The 15,821-nt window shown below is 65.5% G+C and carries 14 protein-coding genes and 1 pseudogene; 5 read left to right on the top strand and 10 right to left on the bottom strand.

All coding sequences use genetic code 11. From position 1 onward, the window contains the following. Positions 1-115: 115 nt before the first annotated feature. The 5 genes from AC628_RS25675 to AC628_RS25655 all read left to right on the top strand — a co-directional run bounded on the left by AC628_RS25675 (position 116) and on the right by AC628_RS25655 (position 2,721). Positions 116-487 carry an AtpZ/AtpI family protein gene (locus AC628_RS25675; protein ID WP_074129614.1) on the top strand — a complete coding sequence of 124 codons (372 nt, stop codon included), beginning with the start codon at positions 116-118 and terminating at the stop codon, positions 485-487. A gap of 72 nt (positions 488-559) precedes the next feature. After that, positions 560-1,309: a F0F1 ATP synthase subunit A gene (locus AC628_RS25670; RefSeq protein WP_074129613.1), complete on the top strand. Its 750-nt coding sequence runs from the start codon at positions 560-562 to the stop codon at positions 1,307-1,309. A 55-nt stretch (positions 1,310-1,364) separates the two neighbouring features. Further along, positions 1,365-1,595 carry a F0F1 ATP synthase subunit C gene (locus tag AC628_RS25665; RefSeq protein WP_016847054.1) on the top strand — a complete coding sequence of 77 codons (231 nt, stop codon included), beginning with the start codon at positions 1,365-1,367 and terminating at the stop codon, positions 1,593-1,595. A gap of 70 nt (positions 1,596-1,665) precedes the next feature. Beyond that, positions 1,666-2,232: a F0F1 ATP synthase subunit B gene (locus AC628_RS25660; RefSeq protein WP_074129612.1), complete on the top strand. Its 567-nt coding sequence runs from the start codon at positions 1,666-1,668 to the stop codon at positions 2,230-2,232. Between the two features lie 3 nt (positions 2,233-2,235). Then, positions 2,236-2,721: a F0F1 ATP synthase subunit B family protein gene (locus tag AC628_RS25655; protein WP_074129611.1), complete on the top strand. Its 486-nt coding sequence runs from the start codon at positions 2,236-2,238 to the stop codon at positions 2,719-2,721. A 151-nt stretch (positions 2,722-2,872) separates the two neighbouring features. On the opposite strand, the gene AC628_RS25650 is transcribed toward AC628_RS25655, so the two are convergent. From AC628_RS25650 to AC628_RS25605, 10 genes and pseudogenes are all read right to left on the bottom strand, one after another. Continuing rightward, complete coding sequence (locus AC628_RS25650) at positions 2,873-3,520, bottom strand: hypothetical protein (RefSeq protein WP_074129610.1); 648 nt, start codon at positions 3,518-3,520, stop codon at positions 2,873-2,875. Between the two features lie 150 nt (positions 3,521-3,670). Then, positions 3,671-4,258: a GNAT family N-acetyltransferase gene (locus AC628_RS25645; protein WP_021076543.1), complete on the bottom strand. Its 588-nt coding sequence runs from the start codon at positions 4,256-4,258 to the stop codon at positions 3,671-3,673. 186 nt (positions 4,259-4,444) lie between these two features. Next, positions 4,445-5,734, bottom strand: a complete 1,290-nt coding sequence (locus AC628_RS25640) for a M16 family metallopeptidase (protein ID WP_074129609.1) — start codon at positions 5,732-5,734, stop codon at positions 4,445-4,447. After that, positions 5,734-7,149 carry a threonine synthase gene (gene thrC / locus AC628_RS25635; protein ID WP_074129647.1) on the bottom strand — a complete coding sequence of 472 codons (1,416 nt, stop codon included), beginning with the start codon at positions 7,147-7,149 and terminating at the stop codon, positions 5,734-5,736. Before thrC ends, AC628_RS25640 begins: the two co-directional genes overlap by 1 nt. A gap of 549 nt (positions 7,150-7,698) precedes the next feature. Beyond that, positions 7,699-8,325 carry a glutathione S-transferase family protein gene (locus tag AC628_RS25630; protein ID WP_074129608.1) on the bottom strand — a complete coding sequence of 209 codons (627 nt, stop codon included), beginning with the start codon at positions 8,323-8,325 and terminating at the stop codon, positions 7,699-7,701. Positions 8,326-8,672: 347 nt separating this feature from the next. Then, positions 8,673-9,266 (bottom strand): GNAT family N-acetyltransferase, encoded by a 594-nt coding sequence (locus AC628_RS25625; protein WP_074129607.1) that lies wholly within the window; start codon positions 9,264-9,266, stop codon positions 8,673-8,675. A gap of 309 nt (positions 9,267-9,575) precedes the next feature. Next, positions 9,576-12,020, bottom strand: coding sequence for a penicillin acylase family protein (locus tag AC628_RS25620; protein WP_074129605.1), 2,445 nt, complete (start codon positions 12,018-12,020; stop codon positions 9,576-9,578). Positions 12,021-12,246: 226 nt separating this feature from the next. Further along, a pseudogene (gene glpK, locus AC628_RS25615) lies at positions 12,247-13,750 on the bottom strand (glycerol kinase GlpK). A gap of 330 nt (positions 13,751-14,080) precedes the next feature. Further along, entirely contained in the window at positions 14,081-15,094 is a 1,014-nt protein-coding gene (locus tag AC628_RS25610; RefSeq protein WP_074129603.1) for an SGNH/GDSL hydrolase family protein, read from the bottom strand. A gap of 14 nt (positions 15,095-15,108) precedes the next feature. Beyond that, on the bottom strand, positions 15,109-15,821 hold a 713-nt coding region (locus AC628_RS25605), incomplete at its 5' end, for an SGNH/GDSL hydrolase family protein (protein ID WP_074129601.1).

The following is a 15,821-nucleotide window of genomic DNA, read 5'->3' as shown; positions in this document are numbered from 1 at the left end:
TAACTGGTTACGACGCAATCTTGACTTGATTAGACGCGGTAAGTATGGTCCGCGCGGCTTTTGACGGGGACGGGCGCAATTTCCATCATCCGCGGCATCGGTTAGTGTTTGCAGCATGGCTGAGAACACCAACCACGGCGCAGATGGAAGTCGCGATCAATCGCCTCCTGACGAAGCTGCGCTTTCCGCAAGGCTCGGAAGTCTCGATCATCGGTTGTCAGAAATTCGCGACAGCCGCAGGAGCAAGACTGATCAATCCGGTACTGAAAGCGGGGACAGGGCCGCCAGAGCTTCGGCGATGGCGCTCGGTTTTCGTCTTTCCTCGGAGCTGATCGCGGGCGTTGCCGTCGGAGCGGCGATTGGCTGGGGGTTCGACCGTTTGCTGTCGACGTCGCCATTCGGCTTCATCGTGTTAACGCTGCTCGGCTTCGTCGCCGGCGTGGTCAACGTGGTGAGGTCCGCAGGCGTGGCCTCGGGCAAGCGCTGAGCGCTGGCGGGAAGTCACGACATTTGAAATTCGATTACCGGCACGATGGCCGGTGGACCAAGAGCCGCGCGGATGAAAATCGACCCGATCCACCAGTTCAATATCGAGCCCCTCTTCACGCTCGGCCACATCGGCAATCACACGATCGCCTTCACCAATTCGTCGCTCTACATGTTCATCGCGGTGCTCTTGATCGCGCTGCTGATGCTGGCGAGCGGCCGGGACCTGGTTCCCGGACGGCTGCAATCGGTCGCCGAGATCTCCTACGAGTTCGTCGCCACCACGATTCGCAGCACGGCCGGCTCGGAAGGCATGAAGTTCTTCCCGCTGATCTTCTCGATCTTCATGTTCCTCTGCGTCTCGAACCTCGTCGGTGTCATCCCCTACACCTTCACGATCTCGAGCCACCTGATCGTGACCGCAGCCCTTGCGCTGCTGGTGTTCTTCACCGTCCTGTTCTACGGCCTCTACAAGAACGGTCTGAAATTCTTCAAGATCTTCGTCCCCTCCGGCGTTCCGATCTACATCCTGCCGCTGGTCATGTTCATCGAGGTCCTGTCGTTCTTCCTGCGGCCGGTCTCGCACAGCGTTCGTCTGTTCGCCAACATGCTGGCCGGCCACATCGCGCTCAAGGTGTTCGCGGGCTTCGTCGCGATGCTCGGCTTCTCGCTGGGCGCGCTCGGCTGGGTCGGCGGCGTGCTGCCGCTGGCGCTCACGATTGCGCTGTACGCCCTCGAACTGCTGGTCGCGTTCCTGCAGGCCTACGTGTTCGCGATCCTGACCTGCATCTACCTCAACGACGCCATTCATCCGGGACACTAAGCGGTCCGGGGAATCTCCACCCACCAATCTGTCTATCTTTCTCAAGGAGCTACAAATGGAACCGGCAGCAGCAAAACTTATCGGCGCGGGCATCGCGTGCATCGGCATGGGCGGTGCGGGCGTCGGCGTGGGCATCATCTTCGGCAACTACCTCGCCGCTGCGGTGCGTAACCCCTCGGCCGCTCAGGGCCAGTTCGGCAACCTGATCTTCGGCTTCGCCGTGACCGAAGCGCTCGGCATCTTCTCGCTGCTGATCGCGCTGCTTCTGCTGTTCGTTCCGCTCTGAGCGGCACTTCCTTCGCGCCGCCCGAGGATCGTTCCAAGGGCGGCGCGCATGACAGCAACAGGAGAACACCGTGGCTGAGAGTCATGGCGAGGCAAAAGGCCAGAATGCCGGCGCCCACACCGAGGCCGAAGGCGGACATCACGGCGGAGCCTTTCCGCCGTTCGATTCGTCCAACTACGCCTCGCAGCTGGTGTCGCTGGCGATTGCATTTGTCGCGCTCTACCTGATCGTGTCGCGTATCGCACTGCCGCGCGTCGGCGGGACGATCGATGCACGTCAGAACAAGATCGAGGGCGATCTGGCCGAGGCGCAGAAGCTGAAGGACGAGTCCGACGCGGCGCTGAAGGCCTATGAGACCGAGCTGGCGAATGCGCGCGCCAACGCGCAGGCGATCGGCAACGAGACCCGCGAGAAGCTGAACGCGGCCTCGGAAGCCGAGCGCAAGGCGCTGGAAGAGAAACTGGCGGCCAAGCTCGCCGACGCCGAGAAGCAGATCGCAACGACGAGGACCAACGCCATGAGCAACGTCCGCGGCATCGCGGCGGATGCGGCCGGCGCCATCGTCCAGCAACTCGCCGGCGTCACGCCGGACGCGAATGCGGTCAACAGCGCCGTCGACGCGTCGCTGAAGGGATAGACGATGTTTTACGAACCGGAAACCTGGGTTGCGATCGCCTTCGTCATTCTGCTGGTCGTGTTCGGCTACCTCGGCGTCCATCGCACCCTGCTGACGGCGCTCGATCATCGTGCCGAGCGCATCAAGGCCGAGCTGGAGGACGCCCGCCGCCTGAAGGACGAGGCCAACAAGCTGCTCGGCGAGTACAAGGCGCGCCGCGCCAGCGCGGAGCGCGAGGCCCAGGACATCATCTCCAACGCCAAGGCCGAAGCCGAGCGGATCGCGGCTGAAGCCAAGACCAAGATGGAAGATTTTGTCGCCCGGCGGACCAAGACCGCCGAGAGCAAGATCGCCCAGGCCGAGGCCCAGGCCGTGGCCGATGTCCGCGCCGCCGCGGCCAACGCCGCCGTGACCGCCGCCTCGACCATCCTGTCGCAGTCGGTCAAGGGCTCGGTTGCCGACGACCTCGTCGGCAAGGGCATCGCCGAAGTCCGCTCCAAGCTGAACTGACGCGATCACAACTGCTTCCAAAAAAGGCCGGCGCGAGATCATCGCGCCGGCCTTTTTCTTTGTCCAAATCTGTCCGCGCCGCGCGGGGCGCTTTCTTGACACGTCTTCTCCATGCGAACCGGCACCCGGTTCGCTTGAAAACGCTCTGGCGCTACTTCTTCTTGTGCGGCGCGCGCGGCTTCGGTTCCGGCTTCAGGGCCTGCGGGTCGAAGCCGATATAGAAGATGTAATTGTCGTTGTCGGCCGGCGACGGGGCCGGATAGACGACATCCTCGGCGACCAGGCTGAACGGCACGCTGCCGCTATCGTCCATCTGCACCGTGGTCGTGTAGGCCTTGGTCGCGATGGTCTTCTCGCCGACGCCGCCCAGCACCACGGCGACGCGCAGCGGCACCTGAATGGTCGGCGGGGCGCCCTGGGGACCGACGATGATCCGCCCCTGGATCCCGATCTTGGCGGTGATCACGCCGCCATTCAGGTTGCACTGCCGCGCCGTGCGCGTGATCGAGGCCAGGAACTTGACGTCGTTGCCGACCGCCTCCTTGCCGTTCGCGGCCACCGAATAGGTCGACGCCCCGGAGCGGATCTGCACCGGCGGGCAGGTCAGCTCGGCGTCGGCGTCGTTCAGCTGCTGCGGCGCCGCTGGTGTCGCCGGCTTCGAATCCGACGATTCGCCGCCGAACAGGCTCTTGAAGCGGTCGCTCAGCGACTGCGCCGAGCTGGCCTCCGGCAGCAGGGTGGCACCGAGACCGATCGATACCGCCGCCGCGAGCGCGAACCTGATCACCCTGTCACCCATCAGTATCCTCAAATCTCCAAACCGAGTTCCCGTTTCGCGGGCGTTATAGCAAGCCAATGGCGGCGAACCCAAGGCATGTGAAGGGCATGCAACAAGGCATCTGGAAGGCGCCGGGCGGCGCCGGCCATGAGCCGGCAGCAGGCTTACGATTCAGCCGCGGAAATCCTCGTGCAACAGGCCGAACAGCAGATGGTCCTGCCAGATCCCGTTGATGCAGAGATAGCGCCGCGCCAGGCCCTCGCGGGTGAAGCCGCACTTCTCCAGCACGCGGATCGACGACGCATTGGAGGGGATGCAGGCCGCCTCGATGCGATGCAGATTGAGCTCGCCGAACAGCGAGGGCAGCAGCACCCGCAGCGCCGTCGTCATGTAGCCGCGATGGGCATGCGGCAGGCCGACCCAATAGCCGATCGTGCCGGCCTGCACGATGCCGCGGCGGACATTGGCGAGCGTGATCCCGCCGATCATCACCCCGTCCGATTCGCGGAAGATGATGAACGGATAGGAGCGGTCGGCGGCGATATCCTCGCTGTAGCGGCGCAGTCTGCGGCGGAATCCGGCGCGGGTCAGGTCGTCGGAGGGCCAGATCGGCTCCCAAGGCGTGAGATAGGCGCGGCTGAACTCGCGCAATTGCGCCCATTGCGGGAAATCCGACATTTGCGGCGCACGCAGCAACAGCCCGTGACCGCGCGGCATCAGTGCAGCGGGTCCACCAGACGGCAAACGAAACAGGGCCATGGCCCAACACTCCCCGCCTATTGCTCCCTCGCCCCGCCTTTGCCGGGCCGAGACGAGCAAAGCTCGCTCTTCGAGCGTCGGGGTGAGGGGCTGCTTCCACAAGCGAGCCGATTGTCGGGACCTGTACCCCCTCACCCGGATTGCTGCGCAATCCGACCTCTCCCCGCAGGCGGGGAGAGGTAACTTCTAGTGCAGCAGCGTCTTTGCCTTCGACTTCGTCAATCCTTCCGCAAAAGACACCGCCCTGTCCAGACCCCTTCCGCTGCCGAGGGCAACAACGGCGGGCCGGCTGCGCGACAGCAGCGCGCGGGCGGCGTTGCGGCTCGATTCGACGCTGACCGCATCGATCCGCGCCACCAGCTCTTCCACCGTCTGCGGCCGGCCATAGGCTAGCACATGGCGTGCCAGCTGTTCGGCCCGGGATGAACAGCTTTCCAGCGCCATCAACAGCCCGGCCTTCATCTGCGCCTTGGCACGCGCGACCTCGGCCTCGGTCAGGGTCTCCACGGCGTCATTGATGACGTCGACGATGACTTCCATCATCTCCGGCGCGTCGGCCGGATCGGTCCCGGTGTAGAGGCCGAAGAAGCCGGTGTCGGTGTAGGGGGCGTGGAAGGTGTAGATCGAGTAGCACAGCCCGCGCTTCTCGCGCACCTCCTGGAACAGCCGCGACGACATCCCGCCGCCGAGCGTGTTGGTGAAGACCTGCAGCGAGAACAGCGACAGGTCGGTCTGCGGCACGCCTTCGAGCGCCAGCGTCAGATGCGCCTGCTCGAGATCGCGATGCACCACCTTCGAGCCGCCCTTGCCGAACATCGCCGGCTGCGGCTTCGGCGCCGGCGTGGCGTCGAAGCTCGCGAATTTCTGTGCGACGTCCTCGACGACCCGCTTGTGATCGACGGCGCCGGCGGCGGCGACCACCATGTCCGGGGCACGGTAATGCGTCGAGAGATAGCCGCGCAGCGTGTCGCGATTGAAGGCCTTCAGCGTCTTGGCGGTGCCGAGCAGCGAACGCCCCATCGGCTGGTCCGGATAGCAGAGCTCGTTGAGATGCTCGAACACGACGTCGTCGGGCGTATCCTGTGCCGCGCCGATCTCCTGCACGATCACGCTCTTCTCGCGCTCGAGCTCGTCCGGCACGAAGGACGGATTGGCGAGAATGTCGGAGAGCACGTCGAGCGCCAGCGGCACGTCGGCCTTCATCACCCGTGCATAATAGGCCGTGGTCTCGGTCGAGGTGCCGGCATTGAGGTCGCCGCCGACCGCCTCGATCTCCTCGACGATCTCGCGCGAGGAGCGCCGCGCGGTGCCCTTGAACGCCATGTGTTCCAGCAGATGCGAGATGCCGTGCTCGTTCGGCTTCTCATCGCGCCCGCCGACCCCGGCCCAGACCCCGAGCGCTGCGGTTTCCAGATGCGGCATGGTGTCGGTGACGACGGTCAGGCCGCTCGGCAGCTTGGTGATTTCAACGCTCATCAGGCAACTCCCTGCTTGGCGGCACGGCTGACCGACAGCACGAAGCGCTCGACCTCCGCGGAATCATTGTTCATGACCGTCACGTGTTCGGATTTCGTCATCAATCCGCCGAGCCAGGCCGGCAGCTGCGGACGCACCCCGCAGGCGGCCTCGACCGCGTCAGGGAATTTGGCCGCATGCGCGGTCGACAGCACGATGTTCGGGATCTTGGAGTCGGAGGTGTCGCGGTCGGCGACTGCGAGCGCCACCGCGGTGTGCGGATCGACCAGATCGCCGGCCTCGCGCCAGGCGGCGCGGATCGCCGCCGCCGTCTCGGTCTCGTCGGCGCGGCCGGCGTCGAAATCGCGGCGCACCGCGGCGAGCGTCGCATCCGGGAGCACGAAGCGGCCGGACTGCTTCAGCGAGGCCATCAGACGGCGGACCTGATCGGCATCGCGGCCGCTCGCCTCGAACAGCAGCCGCTCGAAATTCGAGGACACCTGGATGTCCATCGAGGGCGACGCCGTGGCGTGAACCTCGCGCACCTCGTAATTGCCGGTCTTCAGCGTGCGCGGCAGGATGTCGTTGACGTTGGCGGCGATGCGCAGCCAGCGGATCGGCAGCCCCATGCGCTTGGCCACATAGCCGGCGAAGATGTCGCCGAAATTGCCGGTCGGCACCGTGAAATCCACCGTGCGCTGCGGCGAGCCGAGCGCCACCGCCGAGGTGAAATAATAGACCACCTGCGCCACGATGCGCGCCCAGTTGATCGAGTTGACGCCGGACAGCGCCACCGCGTCACGGAAGCGATGGTTGTTGAACATCTCCTTCACCAACGCCTGGCAATCGTCGAACGTGCCTTCGATCGCGAGCGCGTGGACGTTGGAAGCGCCGGTCGTCGTCATCATGCGGCGCTGCACCTCGGAGATGCGCCCGTTCGGGAACAGCACCACGAGGTCGACATTGTCGAGATTGGCGAACGCTTCGACCGCGGCGCCGCCGGTATCGCCCGAGGTCGCGACCACGATGGTGGTGCGCTGCGCGCGCTTGGCCAGCACGTGATCCATCAGCCGCGAGATCAGCTGCATCGCGACGTCCTTGAACGCCAGCGTCGGCCCGTGGAACAGTTCGAGCAGGAACTGGTTCGGCCCGGCCTGGTCGAGCGGCACCACCGCGGGATGGCGGAACGTGGCATAGGCCTCGTTGGCCATGCGGCCGAGCTCGGCATCGGAAATCTCGCCGGCGACAAACGGCCTGACGATCTCGACCGCGACCTCCCAATAGGGACGGCCGAAGAAGCCGGCGATGGTCTCATGCGACAGCTGCGGCCAGGTCTCGGGCACGTAGAGCCCGCCGTCGCGGGCAAGCCCGGTCAGCATCACATCGCAGAAGCCAAGCACCGGGGCCTCACCCCTGGTCGAAATATACCGCGTCAAACCGCCCTCCAAAGGCTTCGATCCGAGCCTTAAGCCTTTGATATCATGGATTTATCGAGTTCGCCGCATGCGAACCGGATCAGGTCACCATAGAAGATCGGACCGGCAATGGGTAGCCCGAAGCACGCGCCTCGGGGGCGCGGGTGCGGACGCTGTCTCGATCGACCGCCGCCCGCGCCACATACACCATCGTCGTCCTGGCGAAAGCCAGGACCCATAACCACCGCACGCAGTGAAGAACGAGATGGTGGCCCCACGTCGCTCAACAACAAGCATTCGGGGTAATGGGTCCTGGCTTTCGCCAGGACGACGATGAGGATGGCTCTCGATTCAAGATGTCAAACACACCGTGTCATCACCCGCGAAAGCGGGTGATCCAGTATTCCAGAGACGGTCGTGCTTGAGCCGAGAGGCCGCGGCGTACTGGATCGCCCGGTCGAGCCGGGCGATGACAGTTGTGGGTGCTTCGCATTCTCGCGACATCATTTGCCGAGCCTTGCTCTTCGCTTCGCACGCCCCGGAATGATGTTAAGGGATCACGACACGCCCCTACCCTTTCGGCGGCGCCAGCGGCTGCACGATCTCCTGGAACGGCGGCAGCGCCTCGCAGCGCGCGGCGTGCGCTTGCAGCGTCGGATAGCGCGCATCGAACAGATGCGGATGCGCCTCGCCGGTGAAGCGCAGTGCGCAGGCTACCGCGATGTCGGCGTGACCGATGCGATCGCCCAGCCAATATGGCGACGTGACCGACGCCCGCTCCTGCTCCAGCACCGCGAGCACGCCAGAAATCTGCGCCTCGCAACGCTCGACCCAGAGCTTCAACTGCTCCTTGCGCAGCACGCGCTCATAGACCAGGCTCACCGCCTTGTCGGCGAGCCCGGTCGCCAGCGCCGCGATGCGCAGATGCCTGCGGCGCTCGGCCCCCGACCGCGCAATCATCGCCTTTTCCGGCCCGACCAACTCGTCAAGATAATCCAGGATCGCGCCGCTCTCGATCAGCGCCTCGCCGTCGTCGAGCACCAGCGTCGGCACCCGCCGCACCGGATTGTAGGCCGCGACCTTCTCGGCATCGGCAAAGGTCGACCACGGCTTGTGCTCGAACGGCAATCCATAGAGCCGCAACGCGATCGCGGTGCGGCGGACAAAGGGCGAGTCGTACTGGCCGATCAAAAACATCTGTCATCTCGTCGGTCATGCCGCGGCCGACCGCGCCTCGAAAGCAGGCTTTCGAAGTGTGGCGGCCAAGCCGGGGTCAGAGGTTGCACTTTGCACCATCGTAGATGGGTTGCGCCGCATTGCAATACACCGGGTCATTCCGATGAAGCATTGCCAGCATGAGCCGCATATTCGGCGCGTCTCTGCCTATTGCGCAATTGCGCACACGGGAGCTGGGACCCATAACCACCGGCTCGCGTCGTTGCAAAGGCTGGAGCCCCAGCACTGTAGACCAACTCACCTCAGTGGTTATGGTCCCGGGTCGCGCTGACGCTTGCCCGGGACTACGGCGGAGTTTGTGGCAGCGTCTACCCAATCACCGGCACATGCCTCGCGGAATCGCGCGGCAGTTTGCCGTTGAGCCTCGGATCATCCGCCACCTCGATCTGCCGCTTGAACGCGTGGAAGCCGGAGCGCTGGTAGAACGCGACGGCGGAGGGATGATCGAAGGTGCAGGTGTGCACCCAGAAACGACCGATGTCGCGCGACCAGGCGATCTTGAGCGCGCGGTTCATCAGGAAGCGCGCGGCGCCGGTGCCGATAAATTTTGCGGTGACGCCGAAATAGAGCAGCTGGCATTCACCGGGCATGCTGAAATCGAGCTCGAGCAGACCTTCATCCTGGCCGTCCGCGACCAGCCCGTAGAGCTCGACGCCGGGCGCGTGAATCCGCGAGGCGAGATCGGCGTCGTCGAGCCCGGTGCGGGTGAACCACAGCCACTCCTCGCCGACGCAGCGATAGAGATCGCGGTACCAGTCGAGCGCGGGTGGATCGACCTTGCGCAGGCGCCAGACACCGGGCGGATCGTCGCGCATCGGCGGGCGCGCGGTCATTTCCAGATGTGTGACGACGGCAGCGATCTTGCCATGAGGGATGTCGGAGTAACCGTCAGGCAGCAGCATCGCATGACCTTTTTTCGCGTTGTCGGCGGGAGATATTCGGTGTCGCGGCAGATGCAAGGCGCCGTAAGCGACGACACGCTGCGCGCGATGCTCAAGGTGCTAGAGAGACAGGAGAGGTAGAGCGCGGCCACCACACACTCGCTGTCGTCCCTGCGAAAGCAGGGACCCATAGCCACAGGGTTGCGTTGTTGAAGCGCGCTGTGGCCCCAGCATCGCGCGACAACTCAACCCCGTGGTTATGGGTCCCGGGTCGCGCTTCGCTTGCCCGGGACGACGGTGGAGTTTGTGGCGTGGCCTTGCGACCTCCCCTCACCGCGGCGTCAGCGTGATCGCCTCCGCGGTTGCGGCTTCCACCGCCGGGCGGCTGTAGAGCAGCGGGACATACTGGCCCGTCGCCCAGAGCGGTGCGAGGTCGCGATAGTGGCCGCTGAAGGGATCGCCGGATTGGCCTGGCGTGTTGATGGTGCGGCTCGCATCCCAATTGCCGACATCGAGCACCATGCGGAACGAGGCACCGGCGGTGAGATGATAGTCGGAGCGGCGGTAGGTAGCGGCGCGCGGCACGTTGGCGGCGCCGCCATAGGCGAGCGGGCCGACCTGCATCTGCGCCGCGGTCGCCTTGTCGGCGAGCGGCATCAGCGCGTGATCGAACTTGGCGACATGCAGGCGGCCCCAGCGCCACATGGACGCATCGCTCCCGAGCTTGTCGGTGACATCGGCGACGGCCGCGCCGAGGCTGTCGCGCAGCACGCGGTCGCGCTCCGCTGCCGGATTGCTGCCGAGCGCGGCGTCGGGCTTCTCGAGATAGCCTGTTATCGCGGAGATGCTGGAGGCTTCCGGTGCGATCAGCTCGGCCGCCTTCGGCGCCGTGGTCTTGAGCAGCACCGGGCCGAGATGGTTTGCGATCCACACCTCGTAGACCGCGGCCGCGGCGCTGTCCTCGGTGTCGCGCGCATCCCATGCCTTGAGCAGGTCGAGCCCCTTCTTGACGTTGGCATCAACTGACGTGAGCGGCTTCAAGAGCGCGACGAGGCGCCGCGCGAGCATGCCGGTGTCGTCGTTCTGCAGCCCCATCGCATCCGCGAGCGTCACCCTGCTGTTGGCTTGCAGCACCTCGACGATGCGCTGCCAGCGCGCGCTGTCGGCCCATTCGAAGCCGACCCGTCGTTCGCCCACCGGATAATCCGCCGGCAGGTTCATCTGGTTGGCGGTGGCGATAAAACCCTGCTTCGGCTGGTAGAGTTTCGGCAATTCGTCGAGCGACAGGAAACCCTGCCACTCGTAGCGGCCGTCGCCGGGCACCGGCATCAGGCCGTCGAAGCTGGTCCGGCGCGGCGTCTTGCCGGCCGCGACCCAGCCGATATTGCCTGACGTGTCGGCATAGACCTGGTTCTCCGACGGCGCACCCCAGCGCCGCATCGCGCCGAGGAAGCCGTTCCAACTCTTCGCAGTCATGTAATCGGAGGAGCCGAAATAGGCCGAGGTGCCCGGCTCGAACCAGATCGAGCGCACCGCGAAGGCGTGCTTCTTGTCGGCATCGACGAAGATCACCGGGCCGTGCCGAGTGAACTTCAGCTCGAGGTCGCGGTCGGCCTCGCCCTTCACCGCCTCTTTCTCGTGCACGATGCGCATGTCCTCCCAGCCCGTGACGTAGCGGTACTGGTTCGGATTGTCAGGGTTGAGCTCGTAGACGTAGAGGTCTTCCTGGTCGACGTTGAAGATGGTGAGGCCGAACGCGATGGTGTCGTTGTGACCGATCGAGATGCCCGGCAGCGCGGGCTCGCCGGCGCCGATCACCGAGATCCCCGGCGCGTTGAGGCCGACGATGTAGCGCAGCGACGGCACCGAATGCTCACGATGCGGATCGTTGGCGAGGATCGGACGCCCCGTTGCCGTGCGCGATGCCGCGATCACCCAGTTGTTGGAGCCGATGGTGTCGCGCTGCTGATCGGCCTCGGCGAGGTATGTGTCGGGATCGTGCGCGAGCGCCGCCTTCTGGTCTTTCGGCGCGGCGAACTTGACCGGGCGGGTGGCAAGGTCGTAGGCCGCGAGCACGCCCTTCGGCACGCTGCAGGGATCTAGCCCGTCGGGGATCTTCGTGGACCATTCCGGCTCCAGCTTGACGCGGAAGCGATCGGCATCGAGACCGGCGGCGCAGGCCACCAGCGATCGCTTCACCTCGGAGGCGACGTTGCGCGTCAGACCATGGCTGCGGACGCGCACGACGTCCTCCGCCGACCACAAATCCGGCGTCGTGCCCGCGATCCTGAACTCGATCGGCAGCGGCCGCTTGCCCGCGTTGACGTCGGCGACATAGGCGTTGACGCCGGCGACGAACGCCTCGGCATAGGATTTCGCCTTCGGGCCATAGGCGACCCATTCCGCGTTCATGTCACCGCGATAGAGGAACAGGCGCAGCGCCTTGTCCTGCTCGGCATAGGCAGGACCGAAATCCTTCGCCAGCAGGCCGAGCCCGCGCTTGCGCCAGAGATCGATCTGCCAGAGCCGGTCGCGCGCGGCGTTGAAGCCTTGCAGGAAGAACAGGTCATGCTCGTTGCCGGCATAGATATGCGGGATGCCCCAGACGTCGACCAGGATCTGGCCCGGCGCCTTCAGCCCGGCGACATCGGTCTTGACTTCACGCGCTGAGACGAGCGGGTTAGCTTTCTCGCGCGCGGTGGCGGGTGCGGCCAATGTTGCGGCACAGAGCGCCGCAGTGAGTAGCCTGGTGACGCGGTTGAGATCCGTGTTCATGTTGTTCTCCGATGGTTGTTATTAGTTGGCAGCTTGCATCCGCAGCGGCACCGCGCTCCCTCTCCCGCTTGCGGGGGAGGGCTGGGGTGGGGGTATCGCCGCGATGGGACTAATCATGATGCGGAGGGAGCCCCACCCGGATCGCATCTTCAATGCGATCCGACCTCCCCCGCAAGCGGGAGAGGTACAGCGAGTGTGCAGCCCGAGCGAAGCAAAGCTTCACCGCCTACTCCCCCTCGTCGCTCGCCAGCACGCCCTTCACGGCGCGGGCCCAGCCGGCGAGCTTGCGCGCGCGGGTCGCCTCGCTCATCGCCGGCCTGAAGCGGTGCTCGAGCCGCCAATTGTCGGCGAACTTCGCGGGCTCGGGATAGACGCCGGCATCGAGCCCGGCGAGATAGGCGGCGCCAAGCGCGGTGGTCTCCTGGATCGTCGGGCGATCGACCGGCGCGTTGAGCAGATCGGCGAGCCGCTGCATGGTCCAGTCGGATGCGGTCATGCCGCCGTCGACGCGCAGCACGGTGTTGGCGGCGTTCGCCTCCGGCCAGTCGGTGCGCATCGCGGCCCACAGGTCGAAGGTCTGGTAGCAGACGCTCTCCAGGGTCGCGTGCGCGAGCTCGGCCGGGCCGGTGTTGCGAGTGAGGCCGAACAGCGCGCCGCGCACGCGCGGATTCCAGTACGGCGCGCCCATGCCGACGAAGGCCGGCACCAGGTAGACGCTCTGCATGCTGTCCGACTTGTCGGCGAGCGGCCCGGTCTCCGCGGCATGCTTGATGATGCCGAGCCCGTCGCGTAGCCACTGCACCGCAGAGCCGGCAACGAAGATCGAGCCTTCGAGCGCGTAGGTGCGCTGTCCCCCCGAGCTGATAGGCGATCGTGGTGAGCAGCTTGTTCTTCGAGGCGACCGGCGTGGTACCGGTGTTGAGCAGCGCGAAGCAGCCGGTGCCGTAGGTCGACTTCATCATGCCGGGCTCGAAGCAGGCCTGGCCGATGGTCGCGGCCTGCTGGTCGCCGGCGATCCCCGAGATCGCGATCGGGCCGCCGAATAGGTCAGCCGTGCTCTCGCCGAACCGGGCGGAGGAATCCTTCACCTCGGGCAGCATCGAGCGCGGCACGCGCAGGAGGTTGATGAGGTCGTCGTCCCAGGCGCCGGTGTGGATATTGAACAGCAGCGTGCGCGATGCGTTGGTGGCGTCGGTCGCATGCACCCTTCCGCCGGTGAGCCGCCACAGCAGGTAACAATCGACGGTGCCGAACAAGAGTTCGCCGCGCTCGGCGCGTTCGCGCGCGCCGGGCACGTGGTCGAGGATCCAGGCAACTTTCGTGCCCGAGAAATAGGGGTCGATGATCAGGCCGGTCTTGGCCGAGATCGCCGGCTCATGGCCTTCGGCTTTCAGTTTGGCGCAGATGTCGGCGGTGCGGCGGTCCTGCCAGACGATGGCGCGGTGCACGGCCTGGCCGGTGGCGCGGTCCCACACCACGGTGGTCTCGCGCTGGTTGGTGATGCCGATCGCTGCGATGTCCTTCGCCTTCAGGCCGGCCTTCTCCAGCGCCTCGCGGCACACCATCACGGTCGAGGTCCAGATGTCCTCCGGCTCGTGCTCGACCCAGCCGGAGGCCGGGAAATGCTGCGGAAACTCCTGCTGCGCGACCGCGGCGATGGAGATGTCGCCGCGAAACACCATGGCGCGCGACGAAGTGGTGCCCTGATCGATGGCCAGCACGAAAGACATGAGCGTTTCCCTTGAGGCTTGGTAGCAGGCGCCAAGGGAGCGGATTACCGCGGCGAGGTCAAGCTTTGGGAAGGTGGTGGTGAGAGACCCATAGTCCTAAGGCGCAAGTGGCGCCACACGCTCCGCTGTCGTCCCGGCGAAGGCCGGGACCCATACTCCGCGGCGGTTGTTGTAGGCGGGACTCGTCATTCCATGAGCGCGTGACAATGACCCTCGGTGGTTATGGGTCCCGGCCTTCGCCGGGACGACACTGAACGCTTGGTACCGCCGGTGATTCATGCACCTACATTCTCTGACACGCGCCAGCGGGTCCGCGCGAAGCGCGGCCGATCACATCGGCCGGTAGGTCCGCACATCAGACGGGACGTTGACGCCGATCTTGATCGCGCCGACCGAGCGGATGATGTCGTCGCCGAGCAGCTGGGCGAAGCAGGCATAGCCCCAATCGTTCATGTGCAGGCCGTCGGCGATGACGAAATCGTTGATCGGGATCGCCTGCTTCTCGTGCCAATCGCGCATCACCTCGAAGCGCGGGAAGATGCCGACATGGCGCAGCGCGGCGATGCGGCCGAGCAGCTTCACCATGCCGCGCGCGCTTTCCGGACGCTCGGTGACGCGCGGCGAATATTGCGGATCGACCAGCACGAGGTCGGCGCCGTCGGCCTGGATGCGCGCCACGCCGTCCTCGACCTGCTTGGCGGTCTCGACCGGATCGAGGTTGCGCAGAACCGCGTTGGTGCCGACTTGCCAGATCACCATGTCCGGATGCATGTCGATCACTTCGGTCTGCAGCCGCTTCATCATTTCCGGCGCGTCCTCGCCGCCCTTGCCGCGGTTGAGCACGGTGATGTCGGCGGAGGGATACTGCCGGCGCAGCTGCGCGGCGAGACGGTTGGGGTAGGTGAATTCCGGCGCCGACGAGCCATAGCCCTGGGTCGAGGACGAGCCGAACGCGATGATGACGACCGGCTTGCCGGCGGCGAGCTTGGCCGCGACATGCGGCAGCGAGCCGGTGGTGTTCGGCACGCCGGTGGGTTGATGACAGGGCACGCGGTAGAAGATGTCGGAGGCCGACTTCGCAACCTGCTTCACCTTATCGAGCGCCTTACTGGCGACGCCGGGTTGCGACTGCTGATTGGTTGCGTCAGCTTCGACCGCGGCGGGCTTCGCCGCATCAGGCTTTGCAGCCTCGGCCTTGCCACCTGACGACAGCGCGGCATGCTGGTCGGCCTGGCCGGTCTGCGCGCGCGACGACGCAACCGACAGCGGCGCGAGCAGCGCCAGCGCCGCCACGGCGCACAGGCTCCGCCCTGCGGCAGGACAAAAAGGGAAGGCAAAACGCATCAACTCTGCTTCCTCTAATTCTGCTGCACCGGGCCCAGATGGGCCGCATCGATCACGAATTTCGCCAGTGCGCGGCCGAGACAGGCATGAACCTTCTTGGCCAGGTCGACACCATGCGCGGTGCTGAACAGGTCAAAATATCCGGCGTCGCTCCATTGCTTCATGATCGCGAACCGGTCGAACAGCGGAACGTCGTGCTGCTGCGCCACCACCTTGATATTGTCGAGATATGGCGGCGCAGAGATCATCGTCTCCGTGCGCGGGCTGTATTGCAGATTGACCAGCACCACGTCTGCCCCGGCGCCCCGCAGCGCAACAACGCCGTCGTTGATGGCGGTACGGAAGTCGTCGGGATCGACCGCTCGCATAGCATCGACCGTTCCGGTCTGCCAGATAACCAAAGTAGGCTTTTTTGCCTCAACAAGCTTAACAAGGGTTCCCGCGGTCTCATCCGCGGTGCTTTTTGCCTGTAATTCTACGGATAAATCGATGGTTGCCGCCGGAAACGCCTCCTTCAGCGCCGCCTGCATCGTGGCCGGATAGGCGCTCGCCTCGTTGCCGGGAATGGTCGAGGACCGGCTGCCCACCACCAGCACGTTGAGCGGCTGATTGGCCTTCACCGCATCGGTGACCTTCGGCAGCGAGCTCTCGCTTGAAAGCAGATAGGCGGGCACGTCGCAGGGCGGTGCCGGTGGTGCGGGCTCGGGGCTGTCGCCGGCGCGCGCGG

Source organism: Bradyrhizobium sp. NAS96.2 (assembly GCF_001908235.1).
GTDB lineage: Bacteria > Pseudomonadota > Alphaproteobacteria > Rhizobiales > Xanthobacteraceae > Bradyrhizobium.
Note: the sequence above shows the minus strand (reverse complement) of the source record. Positions and strands in the feature narration are given on the sequence as shown.

Bases quoted from the DNA above. Each gene is read 5' to 3' on its own strand.
- AC628_RS25630 (WP_074129608.1), bottom strand. From the start codon at position 8,325: ATGTTTTTGATCGGCCAGTACGACTCGCCCTTTGTCCGCCGCACCGCG.
- AC628_RS25675 (WP_074129614.1), top strand. From the start codon at position 116: ATGGCTGAGAACACCAACCACGGCGCAGATGGAAGTCGCGATCAATCG.
- AC628_RS25645 (WP_021076543.1), bottom strand. From the start codon at position 4,258: ATGGCCCTGTTTCGTTTGCCGTCTGGTGGACCCGCTGCACTGATGCCG.
- AC628_RS25650 (WP_074129610.1), bottom strand. From the start codon at position 3,520: ATGGGTGACAGGGTGATCAGGTTCGCGCTCGCGGCGGCGGTATCGATC.
- AC628_RS25665 (WP_016847054.1), top strand. From the start codon at position 1,365: ATGGAACCGGCAGCAGCAAAACTTATCGGCGCGGGCATCGCGTGCATC.
- AC628_RS25625 (WP_074129607.1), bottom strand. From the start codon at position 9,266: ATGCTGCTGCCTGACGGTTACTCCGACATCCCTCATGGCAAGATCGCT.
- AC628_RS25620 (WP_074129605.1), bottom strand. From the start codon at position 12,020: ATGAACACGGATCTCAACCGCGTCACCAGGCTACTCACTGCGGCGCTC.
- AC628_RS25670 (WP_074129613.1), top strand. From the start codon at position 560: ATGAAAATCGACCCGATCCACCAGTTCAATATCGAGCCCCTCTTCACG.
- AC628_RS25655 (WP_074129611.1), top strand. From the start codon at position 2,236: ATGTTTTACGAACCGGAAACCTGGGTTGCGATCGCCTTCGTCATTCTG.
- AC628_RS25640 (WP_074129609.1), bottom strand. From the start codon at position 5,734: ATGAGCGTTGAAATCACCAAGCTGCCGAGCGGCCTGACCGTCGTCACC.
- AC628_RS25610 (WP_074129603.1), bottom strand. From the start codon at position 15,094: ATGCGTTTTGCCTTCCCTTTTTGTCCTGCCGCAGGGCGGAGCCTGTGC.